Genomic DNA, 20542 nt, shown 5'->3' on the forward strand with positions numbered 1-20542 from the left:
ATAAGGGCCAGGAATGCCCTCAGACCCTACGACGGGTAGGGGATGAGGCTCGTAGCAGGGCTTCGGTCAGATATTTGCCAGCGGCCATGACCAGGGGGGCGTAACGTCTTCCAGGCGTGGTGGACATACGGTTGACCGGCCCGGAGATGGAAATGGCGGCCATGACTTGCCCGGATCCGTTGCGGATGGGAGCCGAGATGGAACAGACGCCCTCTTCCCGCTCATTGATGGACTCTGCCCAGCCGCGTTTGCGTACAGTGGCAAGGGTTGCTGCGTTGAACTTGGCGTGTCGCAGACCCTGATGGAGGCGTTCGGGTTCCTCCCAGGCCAGCAGGATCTGTGCCGCCGACCCGGCCTCCATGGACAGCAGGGCGCCTACGGGGATGGAGTCGCGCAGGCCGGAGGCGCGTTCCACCGCGGCGATGCAGACCCGGACCTCGCCTTGGCGGCGGAAGATCTGGGCCGATTCGCCCGAACGGTTGAGCAGTGTATGCAGAATGGGCCCCGAGGCGGTCAGCAGACGATCCTCGCCGGCGGCGGCGGCCAGTTCGGCGAAGCGGGAGCCCAGAACGAAGCGGCCATGCACGTCCCGCAGAACGAAGCGGTGGCGCTCCAAGGCGATGGCCAGTCGGTGGGCGGTGGGGCGAGCCAACCCGGTTGCGTTGACCAGCTGTCCCAAGGTCATGGGTCCGGTCTCCAGGGTGTCCAGAATTCGCACCGTCTTGTCCAGAACGCCGACGCCCGAATGAATCTCCTCCTGATGCATGTTCGGATCATTTGCGGAGGGGTATCTGTCGTCGTCGTTCATAGAAAGCGTGTCCATGCTTGAATTATGCCATCTCAGTATATGAAATGCAAAAGTTCATAACGGTTGGGCAGTTCCATACTCGGTGGTAAGAGGCCGGCGGGGTGCCGATGAGGTTGGCGCCCCGGCCGGTCGTAGGCTTTCAGGAGGCGATATGGGACGCACAATGGCGGAAAAGGTCTGGACCGATCATTTGGTCAGAAAGGGCCAGGGAGGCGAACCCGATCTGATTTACATCGATCTGCAACTCATGCACGAGGTGACCAGTCCACAGGCCTTCGAGGGTCTGCGCCTGGCAGGCCGGAAGATCCGTCACCTGGACCAGGTCATCGCCACTGAGGACCACAACACCCCTACCATCGACATCGATCGGCCCATCGCAGACAAGGTCTCGGCCCTGCAAATCTCCACCCTGGAGCGCAACTGCCGCGAGTTCGGAGTCCGTCTGCATCCATTGGGGGACGCGGACCAGGGCATTGTCCATGCTTTTGCACCCGTCCTGGGATTGACCCAGCCCGGCATGACCATCGTCTGCGGTGATTCGCATACCTCGACCCACGGGGCTTTCGGGGCCCTGGCTTTCGGTATCGGCACCTCCGAGGTGGAGCACGTTCTGGCCACCCAGACCCTGAGCCTGAAGCCTTTCAAAACCATGGCCATCACCGTCCGCGGTCAGCTCAAGCCCGGCGTGGGCGCCAAGGACGTCATTCTGGCCGTCATTGCCAAGATCGGCACGGGTGGCGGTCAAGGGCACGTTCTGGAGTACCGGGGCGACGCCATTCGACGCATGTCCATGGACGCGCGCATGACCATCTGCAACATGTCCATCGAGGCCGGGGCGAGGGCCGGGATGATCGCGCCGGATGAGACCACCTTCGCCTACTTGGAGGGCCGGCCGCATGCCCCCAAGGGAGCCATGTGGAATCAGGCCCTGGAGTACTGGCGAACCCTCCCCACCGATTCGGATGCAGTCTTCGACAAGGAGGTCATCCTGGATGCCGACCAGCTGACCCCTTACGTGACCTGGGGCACCAACCCCGGACAGGGTCTGCCCATAGGTGCTGATGTGCCTGTGCCAGAAAAGATCGCCGACCCGGCCAAGCGCCAGGCGGCCCAGGAGGCCATCGACTACATGGGTCTGAAGCCGGGGATGCCCATCCGGGACATCGCTGTGGACACCGTCTTCATCGGCTCCTGCACCAACGGGCGCATCGAGGATCTGCGCGCAGCAGCGGCCATCATGAAGGGGCACCACAAGGCCAAGAACCTGCATCGCGTCCTGGTGGTTCCGGCCTCTTCGCGAGTTCGCATTCAGGCCGAAAAGGAGGGGTTGGACCGTATCTTCGAGGACTTTGGAGCCGAATGGCGCAACGCCGGCTGCTCCATGTGCCTGGGAATGAACCCCGACCAACTGGTGCCTGGCGAGCGTTCCATTTCCACATCCAACCGCAACTTCCAGGGTCGTCAGGGCAAAGGCGGCAGGACGCATCTGGCCTCGCCCGAGGTGGCTGCAGCCACCGCCATCAGAGGGACCATTTGCTCCCCGGCCGATCTGTAGGCCTATCGAGCATACGTCATCGTCATCGCCATCCAGCAGTCAGGAGGTCATCATGGAGCCACTTTCCGTTGTAACCGGGGTCGGGGTGCCCTTGCGCCGCTCCAACGTCGACACCGATCAGATCATCCCCGCAGTATTCCTGAAGCGGGTGAAGAAGACCGGCTTCGAGGATGCGCTCTTCTACGCCTGGCGAAGGGATCCGAATTTCGTGCTCAACCGACCTGAATATTCAGGTGCCCGCGTCCTGGTGGCCGGGCCGGACTTCGGCATCGGATCCTCGCGCGAGCACGCGGTCTGGGCACTGCGGGACTACGGCTTCCGCGTGGTCATCGCTCCCCGTTTCGCTGACATCTTCTATGGGAACACCGCCAAGAACGGGGTCCTGGCCGCCATCATGCCCCAGGAATCAGTGGAGTTGCTCTGGAAGCTCCTGGAGGAGGACCCCGGCACCGAGATGACCGTGGATCTGGGCGCTCGCACGGTCACCTGCGCGGATGTGACCCTGCCCTTCCAGGTAGACGACTACGTGCGATGGCGGCTCATGAACGGCTACGACGACATCGATCTGACCTTGCAGCACGAGGATGACATCCGTGCCTATGAGCGCATGCGGGCTGAGCGCTTCCCCTTCAAGCCGCGTACCCTACCGGCCCAGCACATGCCCGAAGAGCCGGTCACTTCAGCCAGAGAGGGCCAAATCGACTGGCCTGGGCCCCTGGCTGACCGCGGCATCATCTGACCGACGGGCCGTGCGCCCTCATATGAGAGTCTTCCGCTCCTTTTTCGCTTACCATGGAAATGACAGTCATTGGCCGACTGTGACCGGTTGGCGAGCGAAGAGGGGCGGTTATCATGAGGCACAGCAGCGGCGATGTGCACGACTGGGGCGTTCGACGGGCAGTGAATGCCCTTAGTGCTTTTGCTTTCATCTATGTGGCCATCGAGACCCTGGCAGGTCTATTGGGAGGCAAGGTGGTTCTGCCCGTCCTCTTCCCACATGCGTCCAAGGCGCAGCTCAACGGTCCTTTGTCGGACTGGACAGTGGTTATCGCCGTAGTGCTGGCCCTGCTGTTTGCCTTGATCAGTCAATGGCCGGTCATCGTAGGTCGTGAACGGCATGGCCAGGACCAGGTGCGTTGGGTTACTGCGCGCCGATTCAGCCTGCTGGCGTTGATTATCGCCCTGGCCTGCTTCTTCCTCAGTCAGTTGGTGGCCAGTGCGGCTAACTCTGGACTGAGCGCTATCCTGTCCGGCACGGGGCTGCATCCGCCGACCGCACCTGACGATGGCGGCGGCCTGGAAACGCCGATCATGCTCTTCTATGGCATTCTTCTGGGACCCTTTGCCGAGGAGTTGGTCTTTCGTGGGGTCATCATGAACGGCCTGCGCCGCTTTGGTCGAGTCTTCGCCATTATTACCTCTTCCCTGCTTTTCGGCTTCATGCATGGCTCCTTGGTCCAGGGTCTGTTTGGTTTCATTTCCGGCCTGGTTCTGGGCTATCTGGCCATGGAATATGGGCTGGTCTGGTCCCTGCTGGTGCACATGCTCAACAATGCCTTCTCTTCAGGTCTGCTGGCCAAGTACATGCCCCTGGCACCCGAGGTGGTTCGCATCGGCCTAGGCCTGCTTATGATCCTGGTGCTGTTGATCGGTGTCGTCGGGCTGCTGTTCAAGATCAGGACTCTCCGTGATTACTGCCGCGGCAATCGCGCTCCCAAGGGGATCTACGCTTCATGGAGGGCGCCCTGGTTCCTGCTCTTCTGCCTGGCATGCCTGCTGATGGCCCTGAGCGAATTCGTACCAGGGCTGGCCTGACCGAGCAGTCGATGTGCCGGCTCATTGTCGGGATTCTGTCGAGGAAGGGCGGGGTCGGGCTAGACTCGGATATGTAGTGTCATGATATGAACGCGGGGAAAGGTTCGTGTCGCTGGACGCCCTTGACGGTCGTACGGTAGTGCATGAAGGGGAAGGATCATCGACGGATGAGGGATGATGAGGATCGCGACAGCGGCAGCGAGTCTGCCGATGCCCAAAGCGATCAGGGGCGCTGGAAGGTGTCGCGCTCCTCTATCGCCCTCATGACTGCAAGCCACAGTGCCAGCAAGGACTACGCACGCCACTGGGATTATGAGGAAGGGTCCATCGACCTGCCGCCTTTGAGCCTGCCGGGGGAGGCCGTGGATGATGGTTTGGCCTATCCGGGACGAATAGCCCATAGGAAGACTGCGCTGCTGAATGATGAAGGAGCTGGCGGCAAGGGTGCCAGGCCAGTCGGTGAACGACCCTCCGTGCTTCCCGGATCCTATGATTTTTTGACTTCGGTCACTGTGGCCAATCAACCGGAAGTCCCCACATTTCCTCCGGCAGACCTGCCATCTGACGGGCATACTGGAAAGGATTCCGGCCAGGAGCCATCCCCGCGGCGCGTGGTGGCTCGCCGAGAGCTGGAGGATTCCAAGGCCGCAGAGATCTCGTCACAGCCGAAGCAGCCTGCGGCCAAAGTTGTCTGGTCCTGGACCAAGCCTGAGGTGGACAATGGTCCGGTCTTCTCTTGGAATATGCGCAAGCGTCGTAAGCCGTCCGCAGGGGCCCGCGCAGGCAAATCCGCAGCTTCCATAGCCAAGACCACATCTGTTTCCGCATCCTCTGTAAAGGCTGTCGATTCCACCGTTCCGGCACCTTCCAAGATTGAGCAGAAGTCTTCCAAAGCTTCTGTTCCCGCTGCTTCTGCAGTTGAACCAGTCGGAACCAAGCCAGTGACCAAGGCCGGGGCACCCTCGGCTTCCGGCTATGAGGATTCGACGTCTGCGAAACCGAATCCGGGGGTCTCTGCGCCTACAACCTCTGTTCATACGTCAGCAAACCCCGTGGTATTCGCCGACCGACCGGTTGTTGTCAGTCATTCAGATGTCGACCGGGATTCCTCGGTAACTGGTTCATCGGCTCCAGGGCAGAGCAATGCTGTGTCGCAAACTGTGGCCAGCGAAGCCGATCATCAGGGGCGTCGGGTCTGTTCGACTCCACGTGTAGTTGCCCATTCTGCTGCAGTCGCCGGTGACGGCACCGGTGGTCGCGTCGTTTCGTCAAAGGCTATTGGCGGACAAGGGACGGCGCTCGCGCAGAAGGATCATGTCGGTCAGCCCTTGCAGACCGGCCAAGAAGGCATTGCCGTTCAGACTGCCCCCTCTAAATCTTCAGAGGCTGTGAACGCATCTCCAGGGACGCAGTCGGTCGTCCAGTTTGCCTCTTCGCCCACATCCGTATCCTCTCCAGGCGCTTCTGTGGCCCTTGCCGCCAAGGCTGCAGAGGCTGCTGCAGCTGCCGTGGCCGCCAAGACCGAGTCCGCCGAGACTGGGGACGCCGCAAAGAACGCAACCAAACCGACACGTTCTTCGCGTGGTCCTCGCAAACGTGTTGGTGGCCTTCATCTCGGTCTTTTCGCCAGAGGTCAGGAAGGGAGCGAAGGAGCCCGTCGGTCGTCCAAGCGGCGGTCTGCTCAAAACCGTACCCGTACTTCAGTGGAGGCGGCAGCGCCCAGGGTCGTTTCCAATGCTTCGGAAGGACCCGGCGCAGGAGCAAGCCGACCGGTACCGGCCAATTCGCAGTCGATTGTTGCTCCCAGTGAACTTGACGCTGTCACGCCAGCTGCTGCAATTGCGGCTCAGGCCCAGCCCCAGGCTCAGTCGCAGACGACTAAGCCCGCTGCGCAAAAGTCCACCACCTACACAGCCAGTTCGGGGGTACTCCACGCCGTCAATGGCCAGGCTGCCTTCGCCTTTGTCTATTTGGCCATATCGGTTCTGGTGCTCATGGTCGGTTCGGGGATGATCCTGCCAGTCATCATGGAGCAGGTCAAGGATCCCAGATCCATCGCTTTCCTGTCCGATGGAATAACCCTCCTGTCGGTTCTGCTGGCGCTGACATATGCCTGCATCTCAGAGTGGAGCGTTATTCGAGGTAAGAATCAGCGAGGGCGGGACGCTGTCCACTGGCGAACAGACAGAAGAATGACGCTGGCGGCTCTGCTGGCTCTTGTAGCGGTGCTCCTGCTTGGCCAGGGGATGGTTCATGAACTGAACAAGTTCTTCAACCACTTCTGCCTACTTCTGCACATCCCCTCCCTGGCCTCGCGCAGCCTGCTGGTCACCGGCGCTTCCTCGCCGACGATGGCCCTGTACGCCCTTCTGGTGGTTCCTCTGGCTGAGGAGCTGGTTTTCCGTGGCATCATTCTCAACGGGTTGCGTCGGTATGGCCGGGTCTTTGCCATCCTGACCGCATCCCTGCTCTGCGCCCTGCTCCAGTGTGATCCGGTCTCTGGGCTTTGGATCTTCCTGCTGGGGCTGGCTCTGGGCTACTGCTCCCTGGAGTATGGTCTGATCTGGGCCATCGGGGCCCGCGTGGTCGGCGATCTGCTCTTCAGCGGCCTGCCCAACCGTTATCTGATGAGCGCCCCGAGAACTGCTCGTCTGTCGATTTTGGCAGTGGCACTGGTCTTGGTTCTGGCTGGGTTGGTCATGTTCTTCCTGCACCGCGCCAGTCTTTTGGACTACCGACGGCGTTATCGGGCCCCTAGGGGAACATACGTTTCCTGGAGGCAGCCTTGGTTCCTGCTCTATTTGCTGCTGTGTCTGCTGCTGACAGTCTTCAAGTTCGTACCCGGTCTGCTCTAGCGCATAACGCATTGGGTCTGCCGGTGGTGGCGTAGACTTGGACAAGCTGGAGGACAATGCCGGATGGCCAAACCTGCAGAGGATCATGAAAGGGCATGGTGACATGGGGCAGACAGCGACTGCGGCCGACGCGCCAGGGACTGGGCAGACTCATAAGCCCAGACGAGGTGCGGCGGATCGCGCATGGATGAGTGCGGCCAGGGGAATGCTCAACCGTCAGGCCGCCCTGCTGCTGGTCTATCTGCTTATCATCAACAGCGTCGGCCTTCTGTTCGGTGTTCTGGCTCAGATGGAGTGGAATGCCGTGTTTGATCCGGTGCCTGCCCACTCGGGATTTATGTATGTGATCGTCCATGCTGACAAGGAGTATGGAGGCATCATCAACCTGATTTCGGCCTGCACAGGCCTCTGTTTCCTGGTCTTCACTCGGCGTCGGCAGATCTGCGATTCCGGCCCTATGGGCATATTCCACACTGATCTGCATCCCATGACCTGGCAGGTTTTGCTGGGGTGCTTTGCGCTGACGCTGACAGGGCAGACCCTGGCCGGCTGGTATCAGTCAGGCATGGACTGGACCACGGCGCAGTTGGGAGTGCAACAGTCCTGGACCACGACTGAGCAGATTCAGCAGGCCTCGGGTACCATACCCATGTTCATTTACGTCAGCCTGCTGGCCCCCGTCATCGAGGAGCTGGTCTTCAGAGGTGCCATCCTGCACGCGCTGAAGCCTTACGGCCATGTCTTCGCCATCGTCACCTCCGCTGTCATGTTCGGCTTCTTCCACGGCGATCTGGGCCAGGGGTTCTTTGCTTTCATCATGGGTCTGCTCCTAGGCTATCTGGCCTGCGAATACTCCATCTTCTGGTCCATGGCCCTGCACGTGTTCAACAATCTGGTCGTCAGCGACGGGTTGCAACTCCTGCTCGGGTTTATGAGCGACAATATGTCCTCCTACGTCAACGTGCTCATGATGCTGGTAGGCATGCTGGCAGCCGTGCTGGTCCTCTACCTGGGCCGTCATCGGATTATCGCGTTTCTGCAGGAAAACCGCACGTATTCGAACGTCTATGGTGCCTGGGCTTGCCCATTCTTCGTCATGTTCCTGCTGATCATGGGCTTCACGATGCTGACCCCCTTCGTTTCAGCAGGCGCCTGACCAGCATCTGACTGGGTGGACGCTCTATGCCCGAGGCGACAATTCACGGTGTCCCCACACCCCCTGTGGCAGACTTGCAATAAGGGCCGATGTTGTGCCAAAGCCCGGCTCTGAGCGGATACGAGAAAGAAGCCGATAAATGCCCAAGGTGAATACACAGGATGATGTACTGCATGTGGTGGGCGGCAGGCCCCTGCATGGCACCATACAGGTCCGTGGGGCCAAGAACTTCGTCAGCAAGGCCATGGTTGCCGCCCTGCTGGCTCCTGGTGTATCAGTGCTCAAGAACGTGCCTGAAATCCGCGACGTCCAGGTGGTCTCCGACCTGCTGAGGCTGCATGGTGTCAAGGTGGATGTCCGTCCACAGGAGGGCGTGGTCACCATTGATGCCAGCCATGTGGAGCTGGCCGACGTGGCCGATGTGGACACCCTGTCGGGCTCTTCCCGCATACCCATCCTCTTCTCCGGGCCGCTTCTGCATCGGATGGGAGAGGCTTTCATTCCCGTGCTTGGCGGCTGCCGCATCGGCAGCAGGCCCATTGACTTCCATCTGGAGACCCTGCGCAAACTGGGGGCCAATGTCGACAAGGAGCATGAGGCCGGCATCCACATCACAGCGCCAGACGGGTTGCATGGAGCCAAGATTCACCTGCCCTACCCCTCGGTGGGTGCGACGGAGCAGACCCTGCTGGCGGCTGTCCTGGCTGAGGGGCGTACTGAGCTGTCAGGGGCGGCTACTGAGCCCGAGATTATGGACCTGGTGGCGGTTCTGCAGAAGATGGGCGCGCAGATTTCCGTGGACGTGGATCGAACCATCCGCATCGAGGGTGTGCCCTCCCTGAAGGGCTTCACACATACCTCCCTGCCCGACCGAATCGAAGCCGCCTCCTGGGCCTCCGCCGCCCTGGCCACCCATGGCGACATCATGGTCAAGGGCGCCCACCAGCCTGACATGATGACCTACCTGAATGTCTTCCGCAAGATCGGCGGCCAGTTCGATGTGCGCGACGACGGCATCCGCTTCTGGCATCCGGGTGGCGACCTGCGCCCCGTGGCCATCGAGACCGACGTGCACCCCGGGTTCATGACTGACTGGCAGCAGCCCCTGGTGGTGGCCCTGACCCAGGCCAAGGGTCTTTCCATCGTTCATGAGACCGTCTACGAGAATCGTTTCGGCTTTACCGAGCCGCTGATTCAGATGGGTGCCACCATCCAACTCTATAAGGAGTGCCTGGGATCTCTGCCCTGCCGCTTCCAGCAGCGCAACTTCAACCACTCGGCCGTCATCTTCGGGCCCACCCCGTTGACCGGCCAGGACATCGATGTGCCCGACCTGCGTGGCGGCTTCAGCCACCTGATTGCCGCGCTGACGGCATCCGGCCCCTCCAACGTTCACGGCATCTCCCTGATTGACCGCGGCTACGAGGACTTCCGCGACAAGTTGCTGGCCCTGGACGCGCAGATCGACTGATCCGGCAGGTATAGATGGCTTCTAAAGGCAAACCCTCCCCTCGGTCCGCTGTTCCAGCCCTGCCCGATCAGCGGGTGGCCCTGCTGGCTCAGAGGCACAGGTTGGTGGATCCGACTCGCTATTATCCCACTGGTCACCGCACGCCGGACCTAGACGAGATAGACGGTCAGCATCCGGTGGGAACCACCCGTTTGCTATGGGGGGTCTCCCAGGTGGTGCGAGACTCCTGCCGGGTCTATGCCTGGGGGCTGGAGCGGGTGCCGCAGACCGGCCCCTTCATCACTGCCGCCACCCACGTGACCCAGTTCGACGTTTTCATTCCTATGATGGCCCTCTTTCACCAAGGGCGTCGTCCCCGCTATATGGCAAAGGCCGAGATGGCCCATTGGCCCCTGATCGGCAGCTGGTTCCGCATGGTCGGCATGCAGCCGGTGGAGCGCAAGTCCGGCAAGGCCAGGTCGATTGAAGAGGAGTCGATCAGCATCATTACCTCGGGCAGGCCTTTGACCATCTGGCCTGAAGGGACTGTGACCCGTGACCCTTTGAAGTGGCCCATGTCGCTCAAGCCCGGGGTCGGATTCATCGCCTTAGAGGCCTCGCGGCAGCTGGGTCGCATGGTTCCTCTGTACCCCAGCATCACCTGGGGGGCGGCTTCAATCAATCACAAGTGGCCCTGGCCGCGGAAGAACGTGGTCATGTGCTATGACAGGCTCCTTGACTATTCCGACCTACTGGAAGACATGGATCAATGGGGTGCGGAACCACCCAAACAGTCCGTGCATGCCCTCTGTGTCCGCCTGCGAAACCGGATGGAGGAGGTCATGGCTGAGATTCGTGGCGAGGAGCCCCCGGCGGCTGGATACTTCGACTACGTAACCATGACTCGTCGGCCCAGAAGCGAGCAATAAGGCCGGAACGCACCTCCAATTCCCCCTGCCTGGCGGCGGTGTCATAGGATGGTAGAGATAAGAATGAGGCTGCTGGTCGGCGTTCCCGTGCGCACGGCATTATGCAAAGGAGAATGATGACGAAGATCGCGGTATTGGGAGCAGGCGCATGGGGGACCGCTTTTGCCCAGGTATTGGCCGACGCAGGCAATCAGGTGGTCATGTGGGACATCGATCTGGATGTCGTGGACGAAATCAACAGTAAGCATTCGAATACCCGCCGCCTACCGACTGTGGAGAAGCTGCCCGATACCATCATCGCTGAGGGTGATCGGTCCAAGGCCGTCTCGGGGGCTGAAATCGTTGTCGTGGCCATTGCCGCTCAGCATGCCTGTGAGGCTTTGACTGAATTCAAGGGTCTGCTGGGTCATGATGCCATTGCTGTTTCTCTGATGAAGGGGATTGAACGGGGTACGGACAGGCGGATGGACCAGGTGGTCTGCCAGACGCTGGATTTGGATTCAACCAGGTTCGCAGCCGTCTCAGGCCCCAACCTGAGCAAGGAGGTGGCCGCCCGCGAGCCGAGCGCCACAGTGGTCGCCAGCGCTAATCCAGATGCCGCCATGAGAGTGGCCCGTGCCTGTACGACCGACTATTTCAAGGCCTTCGTCTCGGACGATGTGATCGGCCTGGAAATGTGCGGGTCGTTGAAGAACGTCACTGCACTGGCTGTTGGGATGTCACGGGGGGCGGGATTCGGGGAGAACACGGCTGCCATGATCCAAGCCAGGGGGCTGGCTGAGCTCACCGCTCTGGGGGAGGCCTGCGGGGCCAAGTCCAAAACCTTCGCCGGTCTTGCCGGGGTAGGCGACCTGGTGGCCACCTGTGGATCGTCCCTGAGCAGGAACTACACTTTTGGCTTTAATTTGGGCCAGGGCAAAAGTATTGAGGAAGCCACTCGCGTCAGCAAGGGTGTCGCTGAGGGCGTGCCTACCACCGATGCTGTCGTCGCCCTGGGTAAGCGCTACCAGGTGGCGACCCCGCTGGCTACGGCCATGAGCCATGTACTGGATCAGGGTCTGAGCTGCCGGGGGATGATTGACGAGCTGTTCGGCGGACAGATCACTACAGAGTGAGTCTGGCGGCCGTCGGAAAATTCTGAAGGCTATAGGTGTGCGAAGACTGTGAAGCGGGCGCTATCAACCTTTTGCTCGGCAATGAACGGTTTTCCGAGTCAGACAGTATGTCTGTCTCGTCTGGTGCCTGCGTCAGCTCCATCATGCCTGTGTTCGTGCCAAGCTTGTGGATGAGCGCCCCTGACCAGTCTCTGCCGCCCGTCAAGGGGATATTCTGCTGTCTTGAGTGATGTATCTGCCCGGGCAGGTGCATGAGGTTGGAATTCATGTCCAGGATGAGGAAAGCCGAGGGATGATGGTCAGGAAACGTGTTGTGGTGCTCTATGGTGGGCGTGCCGACGAACATTCCATATCCTGCGTGTCGGCTGCCGGCGTGCTCAATGCCATTGATGCCGACCGATACGAGCCCATCCCGATTGGCATCACCAAGGACGGCCGATGGACCATCGGCGGCCAGGATCCCAGGCAGTGGGGTCTAAGCGATGCCAGTCTGCCAACCGTGCAGATAACCGAAGGCAGCCGTCCGGTCATCCTCGACATGGCCCGTGGCAGGGATGGGTTTCTGATCGGCGACCATGCCGACCTGGTCTCTGGAGCCGAGCCTTCGAGGACGGCGGGTTCCTTGGAGCCTTTGGGGCATGTTGACGCTGTTTTTCCAGTATTGCACGGCCCCTACGGTGAGGACGGCACCCTGCAGGGTCTGCTTGAAATGATGGGTCTGCCCTACGTCGGATGTGGTGTCTTCGCTTCTGCTGCCTGTATGGACAAGCACTACACCAAAATCCTGCTCAGCCAAGCCGACATACCCGTGGCTCCCGGTATCACCATAGACTCCCGTCAACAGCAATCCGGAGCCGACTTACTGGCCGCTGTGGAGAAGGCAGGGCTCCATTACCCGCTCTTCGTCAAGCCCTCCCGTGCAGGATCCAGCTTTGGTGTGGTCAAGGTGGAAGAGCCTCAAGCCGAAGTCCTGGTTGCTGCGGTCGCCGAGGCCGCGAAGCATGACTGGCGGGTCCTTATAGAGGAGGGCATTGAAGGGCGGGAGATTGAATGCGCTGTGCTCGCCTCGAGCAGGGACAGAGAGCCTCGTACAGCCTGGCCTGGCGAGGTGGTGCTGGATAAGGCTGATCAGGACGAGGCTTTCTACGACTTCGACAGCAAGTATGTGGACTCCTCCGCATCCCACGTGGAGGTTCCTGCGAACCTGCCGGAGGAAACTCTTCAGAAGGTTCGCGACCTGGCTTCCAAAGCCTTCAAAACCGTGGACGGTGCCGGTCTGAGTCGTGTCGACTGCTTTGTGACACCCGAGGGCAGGGTCATCGTCAACGAGATCAACACCATGCCTGGCTTTACGCCCATCTCCATGTATGCCAAGGCGTGGGAGGCAACGGGGATCACATACACCGATCTGATTACTGATCTGATTGAGGGTGTATCAGCCTGACGCTGGAGTCTCTTCCGTAGTTTAGGCATCTCGGGAGAGGGAGAGATGCCGCTTTTGCACTTCTCCCGCAGGAGGAGAAGATCATCCGGTTAATGTTCAATGTCTTTTGTCTGGAGCTCGGCCTCCTGAACCAGGTAGTCCTGGCCGGCCAGTGCGCGGGTGGCGGCATCCTGCATATCGGCGGCGATGACACCCTGCTTGGCGAACATGACCACTTGGCCCTTGATGCCATAAGGGGTGAAGCCCTGGAGCTGGACAATGGGCGGGTTGGATTGCATGGCCATGCCCTTGGTTGCCTGGGCCACCGCCTGTGCAATGGAGCGGGAGGACTTGGCTATATCGGCATTCCCTCGCAGGGTGAAGGGAACCGTGGTGGCAGCCTCGCCGGCCTCGGTGATTTTCTCGAGCGCCGTGGTGTTGAGGATGGAGTTGGGGATCAGCAGTTGGTTGCCGGTCCTGTCGATGACGATGGTATGGCGCCAAGTCACGTCGCGGACGGTTCCGGTGGTGCCCTGGATGGTGATGATGTCGCCGGGCTGGACCACCTTGCTGACCATCAGTCCGAAGCCGCCGACGATGTTGGCAATTGTATCCTTCAATCCGAAGGAGAGCGCCAGGCCGCTGACGCCCAGGGCGGCGACCACTGTGGATGGGTTGATCCCAAAGACGGGTTGCAGGACTGTGGCAGCAGCGAAGATCCAGATCAGGGCGCGGACGATGTTGACGAAGATGGAAGCACTGGGCAGGTTGGTCCGTTCCAGGGCACGCCGCATGGCCGCCGCTACGATCTTGGAAATCAAGGCAGCGCAGACAGCCACGACGATCAGAAGAATGATCTTTCCGAAATTCTGGCGGAACCAGTAGATGATGGCATCGCTGAAGCTGGAGATGGCCTGTTCCGACCTTCCCATGGGGTCCTTGTCCTGATTGGCGCTTGTGATGCTTGTGCTGGCTAGTGCAGGAACTTCGCTGGTAAAATTGACGGTCAGATTCATGAGGCCTGGTCCTCTGCCTTGTTTCCGGTGCCGACTGTTAGGGGTTTGTCCATCCACATGTGTGGGCATCCCTCGTCCTGGTCGTGAATGCCCATGTCCCTATACCCCAAGGACTTATAAAAGCCCTCCACCCGTTCCTGGGCATGGAGCGTGAGCCGGTCAGCCCCGTGGCTCCGAGCGGTTTCCTCAGCCTTGGCTACCAAATAGGCGCCCAGGTGCTGACCGCGGTAAGGCTTCAGAACGGCCAACCGACCAAGGGTCCATGTCTTGCCCCGGTCGGGGAAGATTCGGCATACCCCGACGGGTTCATCCCCGTCATAGGCCACAATATGGAGGCTGGCATCGTCGGTTCGATCGAACTCGTTGTGAAAGCCTTGCTCCTCTACGAATACGGCCTTACGGATGGCCTTGGCATCCTCGGGAATGGCCTTGTTCACCTCATACCGCATGCTTCCTCCTCGCCAGGGTCCTCCGCTGCCTCCAATCTACCAAGTTTGACCCTTGGCGTGAACGGATATCCGCAACAGAATGACGACCGCTACGTGCGGCTGTCTGCTGTCTGACCCAGACGATTATATGGGTGGGGAATCTGCAAGCAGTGCAAACTTGCAGAAGTGACATTGAAGTGACGCGGGAACGATTGGATGGCCATGGACAAGGACTCAAAACTGACAGGTGTTGTTGGCGGAGCCGGTAAAGGTGCTTGGCGCTCGCAGAGGGAGCGGATGCTTGCTGGCGAGCTCTATGATGCCTCGGATCCCGAACTGGGCCAGCTGCGGGTCAAGGCCCACGAACTTTGCCGTCTTTTCAACGCATCTTCTGAGCAGGAGCGGGACCTGCGTAACCGGCTTTTGGACGAGCTGGTGCCCGAACATGGTCAGGATGTTGACTTTATGGGGCCTATCTATTTCGACTATGGATGCTTCACCAAGCTTGGCTCGCGCATCTTCGCCAATTTCAACTTCACTGTCCTGGATACCTGCCCTGTGCAGATTGGCGACGATGTGATGATCGGCCCCAATGTCACCCTGGCCACCCCCCTGCATCCCCTGCGGTGGCAGGAACGGAACCTGAGGCGCCATGAGGATGGCTCCCTCTACGACTACGAGTTGGCGGCTCCGATCACTATCGGATCCAACTGCTGGCTGGCGTCAAACGTGACTGTGGCCGGGGGAGTGACCATCGGCGATGGTGCGGTCATCGGTGCCGGATCCGTGGTCACCCATGACATTGCCCCTGACTCCCTGGCTGTGGGTGTGCCCTGCCGGGTAATTCGTACCATCACCGAGGCTGATCGGATGGAACTGCCAGAGGAGGGCTGAAGGCCTCCTCGTTTGGGACAGCATCCATGCTGGCCAGCTGCTGGGCTATGGTCTGCGGGTCTCCGCCCGGGCATGCTGCCTGAATGCGTCCGTCCTGGAGGAAGATGACGCGGTGGGCCCGGGCGGCGACGTTGGGGTCGTGGGTCACCATGAGGATGGTCTGGCCGCTGCGGACGGCCAGATCGAAGAGGTCCATAACCTCCCGCGAGCTATGGGTGTCCAGGGCGCCGGTAGGTTCGTCGGCCATGATGATTTCCGGGCTGGCAGCCAGGGACCGGGCGATGGCCACGCGCTGCTGCTGGCCACCACTCATGTCGGCCGGATAGGTGTTGGCATACCCCTCCAAGCCGACGTTCGACAGGGCAGACAGGGCCGCTTGGGCGGAGATTTTCCTGCCGCCGAAGAGGCTGGACAGCATGGTGTTCTGCAGGCAGGTGAAGGCGTTCACCAGGTTATAGTCCTGGAAAACGAAGCCGATATGATCGCGCCGGAGCCGGGTCAGCTCCCTCTCTTTCATTCGCGTCAGGTCCTCACCGGCGATGGCCACACTGCCCTGCCTGACTTGGAGCAGTCCCGCGGCGCAATAGAGAAGGGTCGATTTGCCGGCGCCTGAAGGACCCATGATGGCCGTCCAGGTCCCAGCCTGACATTCCAGACTGATCTCGTCCAACACCCGGGCGCCCTGCTTCTGCCGCCTTCCGTAGTCATAGCAGATCTTGTTCAGAATGAGTGGGGTCTGTGCGTATGGATCCTTAACCATCCGATGCTGCATCATTGCCTTCCTTTCGGTCGTTTCCTACCCGGCCTCTACCTCTATAAGACCATGGCGAGAGTTCCTGTCAGGGTGTTTTCAGGGTCGAATCGGGGACGATTCAGGGTGGAATCAGCAGGGTTCCCATTCCCTCCTGAAGAGTATGTATCGTGTACGTAGAGGAGTCGCATCTCTTGCCGGAAGGGGGAATGATGGGCGGGTCGTCATCAGGATGACAGGGATTCAGTGATCGCTTATTTCCTTGGAATTGCAAGGATGCAACCGTCGGTTGACGGCAAATATCGGTGTCTTTGGCCGGATGCAACCCAAAGCTGGTGGCGGTCGGAGCCCCGCACGTTTCATCATGGCCTCGTTGCTGGTTGAATCGGCAATCTGCCGATCGGGAGAAAGAACAATATGAGTTTCAGAACCAACGTGCAGTATCTGCGTTCGCAGCGCAACATGACTCAGGAGCAGCTGGCCATGCTGGTGGGGGTGTCCCGTCAGGCGGTGTCCAAGTGGGAGTCGGACAAGGCATATCCTGAGATGGACAAGCTCCTGGCCATCTGTGACCTCTTCGGCTGCACCCTTGATGACCTGGTCCTGGGCGATGTTCGGCATCCGGGTTCCGGGCAGCGTGCATCCAGGCCGGACCATCAGGAAACCACCCAGGCGACTCCGCCAATCCATGCGACTATGCCGCCTGTCCCGTCTGCTATGGAAGACGTTACCGGCTATGCCTCCTTCAGCAATGTCTACAGTCTTCGGATGGCTTTCGGAATTGCCCTTATCATGCTGGGACTGGCTTTTGGTGGTCTTTTCGCCGGAGTCAGTCAACCGACCGACGCCCAGAATGGTCTGGCCTTTCTTGCTCTGATGATCGGCATCGTCCTGGGCTTGGCCTGTCTCATACCGGCGATTTCCACCAGGAAGGACTTTCGCCGCAGGCATCCCTATGTGGCGGATTTCTATACCGATGAGGAGCGCTCGCGAGTTTATCGGCAGACTACCTGGGAGTTGGTCTGCGGTCTGGCTGTCGTGCTCCTGGATGTGGGTATCAACTCTGCCGGATACCTGATCTGGGGCTGGTCCGATCAGGTCAGAGGGTTTGTCTTCTTCCTTCTTCTGGCTCTGGGGGTCTTCCTACTGGTCCACGCTGGAACAAGCCATAGGATGATGAACCTTCGTGCCTACAACAGGCAGGTTGATTCCGTCGATGACGGTCGCTGGGATACCTATCGTTACGAGCACCGGGTAAGCAATGCCATCAGCGGAACCGTCATGGGCCTTTGCACGCTGGTGGCCCTGACCATGCTCTTCTCGGGCAATTATGACAACCTCTTCGGTTGGCGGATCCCATTCTGGGCCATCTGGATCATCGGCGGGGTGTTCTGCGGAGTGCTCCAATCACTGATTGGCATCTTCCGCAAGCCTCCGCGTGCCTGAGACCGTTAATTTGCCTTACCTAACGGAATGTAGTAGTCTAACAAAGTTGTGTGTTCATCCGTAGCCTTGTGTTGCGGGCAAGAACACCTGGGACGACTTGGAAAACAACGTAAAGGAAGTCATCATGGCAGCTCGTTGCGCGGTGTGCGGCAAGGGCCCGCAGACCGGTTACAGTGTTTCTCATTCGCATATCCGGAACAAGCGCATCTTCCGCCCCAACCTGCAGTCGGTGCACACCACCGTTGATGGTCAGAACGTGCGTCTGCGTGTCTGCGTCAAGTGCCTCAAGGCCGGCAAGGTGCAGCGCATCGCCGCCTGAGTGCGGTTCGTCGGTCGTGTTTGGACCCCCGGGGGCATAAGCTCCGGGGGTTCTTGTCATTCTGAGGGATGTTGGTCGGCGCTTGCTGGAGGTGATCGGGTATGTCGGCAGTGGCTCGTGTTGGTCTGCACAGCACCGTGGCCTCGCTGGTGGTCAACAGGCGTCGGGTGAGCGCTCTCAAGGCTCTGGGTGTGGTCACGGTGGGGGATGCGCTGACCTACTATCCTTTCCGCATCACCGATCCCATGCAGGTCACCACTATTGCCGGCATTCGGCTGGGTGAGCCCTGTGCCTTCGCCGCCCGGGTGGACCAGGTGCGTCTGGTGCCTCTGAGCGGTCACCGGGGCTTCCGGCTGGACGTGATGGTGGACGATGCTGCCTTCGTCAGCGGTCGGGGCGGTACTCCGCTTGCGGTCAGGCTGGTCTTCTTCTCTCATAAGAAGCCCTATATGGACTGGATGGTCCGTCGGCTGCAGGTAGGGGCGGATCTGGTCGTGGCCGGTGAGCCCGGTGTCTACATGGACCAGCTCCAGTTCACCCATCCTGAGACCCTGGTTGTTGCTAATGCCGATCAGGAGGTTTCTGCGGACGCATCTCGGCCCGATGCGGCCAGCCTTGACGAGGCTCTGGAGCGCGTTCGTCGGCCGCGGCCGGTCTATCACGCCAGCTCCCGCATTTCCTCGGACCATATTCACGACGTCATTCTGGGTTTTCTGCGTCTGCTGGCACATGCCGATGATGCATCTGGCTCTGTCCCTGCAGTCGGAGCTGTCGAAGAGGGGCAGCCCAGTGCCGATGTCCGCATCGATTTAGAAGCGCTGAGCCGGGCCATACCTGATGTGTTGCCCGAGCAGGTCCGTGTCGACCAAGGGCTGATGCATCGTGCCCGTGCCCTCTTGGGTATGCATGCCCCCGACAGCCCTGACGACTTCGCTGCGGCGCGCAAGACCCTGCGCTATGAGGAGGCCTTCGTCTCGCAGACGGCGCTTCTGCAGACCCGTCGCCAGACCCAAGAGCAGCCCACTTACCCATGCGCGAATTCGGGTGCCGACCGTCCGGATACCCTGCCCGCCCGTTTCATCGACTCTCTGCCATTCCAACTGACCGATGGCCAGCGTCAGGTCATTGACGATATAGGCGTCGACATGGCCAAGGATCAGCCCATGCAGCGACTTCTGCAGGGCGAGGTTGGCTCCGGCAAGACCGTGGTGGCTCTGGCGGCCATGCTTCAGGCGGTCCAGGCTGGCCATCAGGCTGTCTTGGTGGCTCCTACCCAGGTGCTGGCCGAGCAGCACTATGCTTCCATCGGCGCCATGCTCAAGGCCATGGGCACCGATGTGACCGCCACTGCCGTAGCGGGCCGCCATAAGCCTGTGGATAACGTCATCATGATCCGTATGACGGATCAGCTGGTCCTGCCTCTGGTACTGCTGACCGGAGGTATGAGACTGGCCCAGCGCCGCTCCGCCCTGGCTGTTTCGGCCTCGGGCCGTCCCTGCATCGTCATCGCCACCCACGCGGCCTTCTCCAAGACCTTCCAGGCTCCCAACCTGGCCTTGACCGTTATAGACGAGCAGCATCGTTTCGGGGTTGAGCAGCGCGAGGAGCTACGTCGCAAATCCGAGCGAGTTCCCCACCTGCTGATCATGACCGCTACGCCCATCCCGCGTACAGCCGCCATGACCTGGTTCGGCGATCTTGACATCTCCGCCCTGACCGAGCTGCCCAGCAACCGCAAGCCAGTCCGCACGCACGTCATCGCCGAGTCTGACGGAGCGACCATGGGCGCTATGTTCCTGCACCTGCGTCGACGGATCGAGGCTGGGGAGAGGGCCTACGTGATCTGTGCCCGTATTGATGATGAAGACGACCCTTCGGCCTCCTCGGACCGCCCCGGTCAATCCGGTGGGTCTGACTCCCAGCCTGAACTGCTGGTTGAGGAGGGCCAAGGTGACGGCCAGCGTCCGCCACTGCATTCGGTGGCTGAAATGAGTCAGCGACTGGCCGCCTTGCCGCAGTTCCAGGGCATCGCCATGGCCACGCTGACCGGGCGAGACGACGATGCCACCAAGAACGCCGTCATGGCTGACTTTGCCTCGGGCCGCACGCCCTTGCTGGTGGCCACCACTGTGGTGGAGGTGGGGGTGGATGTGCCCCAAGCCTCCTGCATTGTCATCTTCGATGCCGATCGGTTCGGACTCTCCCAGCTTCATCAGCTGCGCGGCAGGGTGGGGCGCGGCGGCACTGACTCTTGGGCCTTCCTGATCTCACGCGCCCCTGCGGATTCCCCGGCTGCAGAGCGGCTTAATGTCATTCGCGACACCACCGATGGGGCCAAAATCGCCGAGGAGGACATTCGCATCAGGGGAGCCGGCGACGTGCTGGGCGATGCCCAATCCGGCGGTCATTCCTCGCTGAAGCTTCTGCGGGTGGTCACCGATGCGCCCATGATCTCCCGTGCCCGCATCCAGGCCGGTCAACTCCTGGAGTCAGACCCTACCCTGGCCGGGCAGCCCGAGCTGGCTGGCGCCGTTCTGGACTTCATGAGGGGCAACGAAGGTTTCCTGGTCTCCAGCTGAAAG

General features: G+C 60.6%; 17 protein-coding genes. 13 read left to right on the forward strand and 4 right to left on the reverse strand.

Annotated elements, in window-relative coordinates; genetic code table 11:
* Positions 1-19: 19 nt before the first annotated feature.
* On the reverse strand, positions 20-808 hold the full coding sequence (locus H3T88_RS03945; protein ID WP_044090872.1) for an IclR family transcriptional regulator: 789 nt from the start codon (positions 806-808) through the stop codon (positions 20-22).
* A gap of 151 nt (positions 809-959) precedes the next feature.
* On the opposite strand from H3T88_RS03945, the gene leuC reads away from it, so the two are divergent.
* From leuC to H3T88_RS03990, 9 genes are all read left to right on the forward strand, one after another.
* Positions 960-2363 carry a 3-isopropylmalate dehydratase large subunit gene (gene leuC, locus H3T88_RS03950; protein ID WP_110416811.1) on the forward strand — a complete coding sequence of 468 codons (1404 nt, stop codon included), beginning with the start codon at positions 960-962 and terminating at the stop codon, positions 2361-2363.
* Positions 2364-2415: 52 nt separating this feature from the next.
* Complete coding sequence (gene leuD / locus H3T88_RS03955; protein WP_015021334.1) at positions 2416-3102, forward strand: 3-isopropylmalate dehydratase small subunit; 687 nt, start codon at positions 2416-2418, stop codon at positions 3100-3102.
* A 113-nt stretch (positions 3103-3215) separates the two neighbouring features.
* Positions 3216-4178, forward strand: a complete 963-nt coding sequence (locus H3T88_RS03960) for a CPBP family intramembrane glutamic endopeptidase (protein WP_198203639.1) — start codon at positions 3216-3218, stop codon at positions 4176-4178.
* Between the two features lie 167 nt (positions 4179-4345).
* Positions 4346-7033 (forward strand): CPBP family glutamic-type intramembrane protease, encoded by a 2688-nt coding sequence (locus tag H3T88_RS03965; protein WP_198203640.1) that lies wholly within the window; start codon positions 4346-4348, stop codon positions 7031-7033.
* 103 nt (positions 7034-7136) lie between these two features.
* Complete coding sequence (locus tag H3T88_RS03970) at positions 7137-8189, forward strand: CPBP family intramembrane glutamic endopeptidase (RefSeq protein WP_198203641.1); 1053 nt, start codon at positions 7137-7139, stop codon at positions 8187-8189.
* Positions 8190-8328: 139 nt separating this feature from the next.
* Positions 8329-9660, forward strand: a complete 1332-nt coding sequence (gene murA, locus H3T88_RS03975; RefSeq protein WP_198203642.1) for a UDP-N-acetylglucosamine 1-carboxyvinyltransferase — start codon at positions 8329-8331, stop codon at positions 9658-9660.
* A gap of 14 nt (positions 9661-9674) precedes the next feature.
* A complete protein-coding gene (locus H3T88_RS03980) occupies positions 9675-10568 on the forward strand; it encodes a lysophospholipid acyltransferase family protein (protein WP_198203643.1) in 894 nt (297 codons plus the stop codon).
* A gap of 113 nt (positions 10569-10681) precedes the next feature.
* Positions 10682-11683 carry an NAD(P)H-dependent glycerol-3-phosphate dehydrogenase gene (locus H3T88_RS03985; RefSeq protein ID WP_198203644.1) on the forward strand — a complete coding sequence of 334 codons (1002 nt, stop codon included), beginning with the start codon at positions 10682-10684 and terminating at the stop codon, positions 11681-11683.
* Between the two features lie 295 nt (positions 11684-11978).
* Positions 11979-13127, forward strand: a complete 1149-nt coding sequence (locus H3T88_RS03990) for a D-alanine--D-alanine ligase family protein (protein WP_198203645.1) — start codon at positions 11979-11981, stop codon at positions 13125-13127.
* A gap of 89 nt (positions 13128-13216) precedes the next feature.
* Here H3T88_RS03990 and H3T88_RS03995 read toward each other — a convergent pair whose 3' ends face one another.
* Positions 13217-14038, reverse strand: coding sequence for a mechanosensitive ion channel family protein (locus H3T88_RS03995; protein ID WP_198203646.1), 822 nt, complete (start codon positions 14036-14038; stop codon positions 13217-13219).
* Positions 14039-14118: 80 nt separating this feature from the next.
* Positions 14119-14571, reverse strand: coding sequence for a GNAT family N-acetyltransferase (locus H3T88_RS04000; protein WP_015021343.1), 453 nt, complete (start codon positions 14569-14571; stop codon positions 14119-14121).
* A 201-nt stretch (positions 14572-14772) separates the two neighbouring features.
* Here H3T88_RS04000 and H3T88_RS04005 point away from each other — a divergent pair, with 201 nt between their 5' ends.
* Entirely contained in the window at positions 14773-15444 is a 672-nt protein-coding gene (locus H3T88_RS04005; protein ID WP_373637641.1) for a sugar O-acetyltransferase, read from the forward strand.
* Here H3T88_RS04005 and H3T88_RS04010 read toward each other — a convergent pair.
* Complete coding sequence (locus H3T88_RS04010) at positions 15404-16219, reverse strand: ABC transporter ATP-binding protein (protein WP_198203647.1); 816 nt, start codon at positions 16217-16219, stop codon at positions 15404-15406. The two genes, H3T88_RS04005 and H3T88_RS04010, sit on opposite strands and share 41 nt — an antisense overlap.
* Positions 16220-16612: 393 nt before the next feature.
* On the opposite strand from H3T88_RS04010, the gene H3T88_RS04015 reads away from it, so the two are divergent.
* From H3T88_RS04015 to H3T88_RS04025, 3 genes are all read left to right on the forward strand, one after another.
* On the forward strand, positions 16613-17641 hold the full coding sequence (locus H3T88_RS04015) for a helix-turn-helix transcriptional regulator (protein WP_110416820.1): 1029 nt from the start codon (positions 16613-16615) through the stop codon (positions 17639-17641).
* 124 nt (positions 17642-17765) lie between these two features.
* Entirely contained in the window at positions 17766-17960 is a 195-nt protein-coding gene (gene rpmB, locus H3T88_RS04020; RefSeq protein ID WP_015021347.1) for a 50S ribosomal protein L28, read from the forward strand.
* A gap of 101 nt (positions 17961-18061) precedes the next feature.
* The gene (locus H3T88_RS04025; protein ID WP_198203648.1) at positions 18062-20539 is read left to right on the forward strand and encodes an ATP-dependent DNA helicase RecG; all 2478 of its coding nucleotides are present in this window, start codon (positions 18062-18064) and stop codon (positions 20537-20539) included.
* The last annotated feature ends 3 nt before the right edge of the window (positions 20540-20542 follow it).

Source organism: Bifidobacterium sp. W8110 (genome assembly GCF_016101375.1).
GTDB classification, from domain to species: Bacteria; Actinomycetota; Actinomycetes; order Actinomycetales; family Bifidobacteriaceae; genus Bombiscardovia; species Bombiscardovia asteroides.